Below are 3,034 nucleotides of genomic sequence, written 5' to 3' on the forward strand. Positions count from 1 at the left end.
CCTCATTACTCTCCCATTTCACAATACCTTTTACATCTTTTCCGTTTATATTTAAGGTTACATCTTTAGGTAAATTATAGTTATCTTTTTCATTTATAGAACTCTCAATAGTGGTTTCTTTAAAATTCTTCTTTATATCTCCAAGTATAGTTTTCATATTGTCAATGTCTACATTATTCTCTATTGCTAGTTTTATTATATAATATGCATCATCAAATCTCTTTTTCTCCATATACATATCCTTTATTTCAAGATATGTGTCTTTATTATTTATCCCCATAGATATGGCTTCTTCATAAGCTTTCTTAGCTTCATCATACTTTTCTTCCTCTAAATGCTTATTGCCTATTTGAATACTTTCTTTCACCTCCATTTCCTCTACCTTTACTTGCTCCATAACATCATTGGCTAATACTATCTCTTTATCTTCAGCCTGACAAGCCATCACAGATAAGGTAAGACCTAATAATAAAAATAATGATAACAACTTCTTTATAATAGTATTATTCATAAAAATATCCTCCTTTAGTTTCTATACTTAAATACTATCATGAGATCTTTACCAAATTATGCTCATTTGTTTCCAAGTTGTTGCCGGTAGATAAAATCTTAATTTTGCATTTAATTGATTCTCTTGTTTATATATATACATATGACTTATACTCTCTTCATCCATCAATACATATATACATAAATCTCTATTTTGTTTTTCTCTATATCTATATAATCTTATAAGTCATCTATTATATTAGTAAATTCATCTTCTATTTATAATTTCAAATTTCATTTAAGGTGTATATTGATGTTCTATTTTAACAACATTATTGTCCTCAAGATATATCCAGCATAAAATACCTTTCTCCACTATATTTAAGTTTTTATTGTATGCTGAGTCTGTCTTATCAGCTACCTGTTTAAATACTTCATAGGAAACCTCTGTTGTCTCTGCTCCATTAGAATATGATTGTGATACTCTACCTTTACATAATTTAAAAACTATATCCTTACTAAAATTATACTTTTTTAAATCATAATTGTTATTTCTTATATGATAATCATTATAAACAGTTCCTTCTGGATTGTAATAATCATAGTCTAACTCACCATCTTTTTTTGCCTCTCTATAGGCGTCTTCATACATATAGAATTCTACTTCATCAAACTTTATATAATCCTTACCAACCTCTTTAACATAGCCTATTTTCTTCTCTTTAACTACCTCTTTAGGCTTAGCTTTTACATTTAAGGTTAGCTTAACACTTCTTCCATACTGCTCAACTACTCCTTTATATATATAATTTCCTGGTTTACTTGTATTAACCTCATTACTCTCCCATTTCACAATACCTTTTACATCTTTCCCATTTATATTTAAGACTACATCCTTAGGTAAGCTATAATTATCTCTTTCATTTATGGAATTCTCCATAGTTATTTCCTCAAAATTCTTCTTTATATCTTCAAGTATGGCTTTCATATTGTCAATATCTACATTGTTCTCTATTGCTAGTTTTATTATATAATATGCATCATCAAATCTCTTTTTTTCCATATACATATTCTTTATTTCAAGATATGTGTCCTTATTATTTATCCCCATAGATATGGCTTCTTCATAAGCTTTTCTAGCCTCATCATACTTTTCTTCTTCTAAATACTTATTCCCCCTATGAATACTATCTTTTACCTCCATTTCTTCTACCTTTACTTGCTCCATAACATCATTTGCTAATACTATTTCCTTATCCTTAGCCTGACAAGCCATCATAGATAGAGTAAGAACTAATAATAAAAATAATGATAACAACTTTCTTATAATAGTATTTTTCATAAACATCCTCCTCTGTTTTTATATTTAAATACTATCATGAGGTTTTTACCAAATCATACTCACTTGTTTCCAAGTTGTTGCCGATAGAAGGAATTTCTATTTTAACTTTAATTAATTCTCCATTCTCTATGGATATATGACCCTTATGTTCCTTTGATATCTCACTACATATATATAGCCCTAATCCCCTACTTTGCTTTTCTCTAGATTGTGCTGACTTTATAAATGGCTCAAATATATGATTATATATCTCTTCTGGAATTGGGCCCCCTTTATTAGAAACTTCAATATTATAGTAGTTATTTCTTTCTTCACCATTAACAATAATTTCTTCATTATCCTTAGAATATTTTATTGCATTATCTATAATATTTATAATTAACTCTCTAATTCTATTGCTCTGTCCAAATATATATCCTTCTTTAATACTTGTACATAATTTTAATGAATATTTTTCAGCTTTTATGGTCATATCATCACAGATTTCACTTAGTAGTATCTTCATATCAATATTTTCATTATCTTTCTCTACATTAGATAATCCCTTTGATACCTCTATAAGATCTAATACAAGTCCATGTAACCTTTCACTTTCAGAATATATTCTCTCTATAGCTCTCTTATTAAACTCTTCATCCTTTACCATCTCATCTTTTAGCATTTCGGCATATCCTGAAATTGAAGTCAAAGGAGTTTTTAATTCATGGGTTACATTATTAAAAAACTCTCTTCTACTTACTTCAAGTTTTTCTACTTTTTCCTTTTGTAAATTTATATTCTCTATATGATTCTGTATCTTATCCTTCATACTAATAAATTCATTTGCTAATATTCCAACCTCATCTTCACTCTTTATATCAATAGATATATCATAATCCCCTTCTCCTACCATGTTAACAGCCTCTGTTAGCTTGGTAATTGGATCTGTAATTCTTCCTATAATTAAGAAAATCAATATAAATATGATAAGAAAAACTATAACCTCCATTAATGAAGTAAATTGCATAGCTTTTTCATAAGAAGAATATAAATCTTTATAATTTTTATTTATGGTAACTATCCCTAAATAATTGTCATTAATATATAAAGGATATGTTAATACTCCATAAATACTATTATTTATATATTTTAAATTAACTACGGCTTTTCCATTAGCAGCTCTCTCAATACTGCCTTCAACTACTTCCTCAAACTCCTCATTAC

At 27.7% G+C, this 3,034-nt stretch carries 3 protein-coding genes; all 3 read right to left on the bottom strand.

What is annotated here, in order from left to right:
* On the bottom strand, nt 1-511 hold a 511-nt coding region (locus AB2369_RS12645; protein ID WP_367666831.1), incomplete at its 3' end, for a tetratricopeptide repeat protein.
* 276 nt (nt 512-787) lie between these two features.
* Nucleotides 788-1,831: an Ig-like domain-containing protein gene (locus tag AB2369_RS12650; protein WP_367666832.1), complete on the bottom strand. Its 1,044-nt coding sequence runs from the start codon at nt 1,829-1,831 to the stop codon at nt 788-790.
* A gap of 34 nt (nt 1,832-1,865) precedes the next feature.
* Nucleotides 1,866-3,034: sensor histidine kinase (locus AB2369_RS12655; protein WP_367666833.1), on the bottom strand; the 1,169-nt coding region annotated here is incomplete at its 5' end.

The organism is Clostridium sp. (assembly GCF_040797585.1).
Taxonomy (GTDB): Bacteria; Bacillota; Clostridia; order Clostridiales; family Clostridiaceae; genus Clostridium_Z.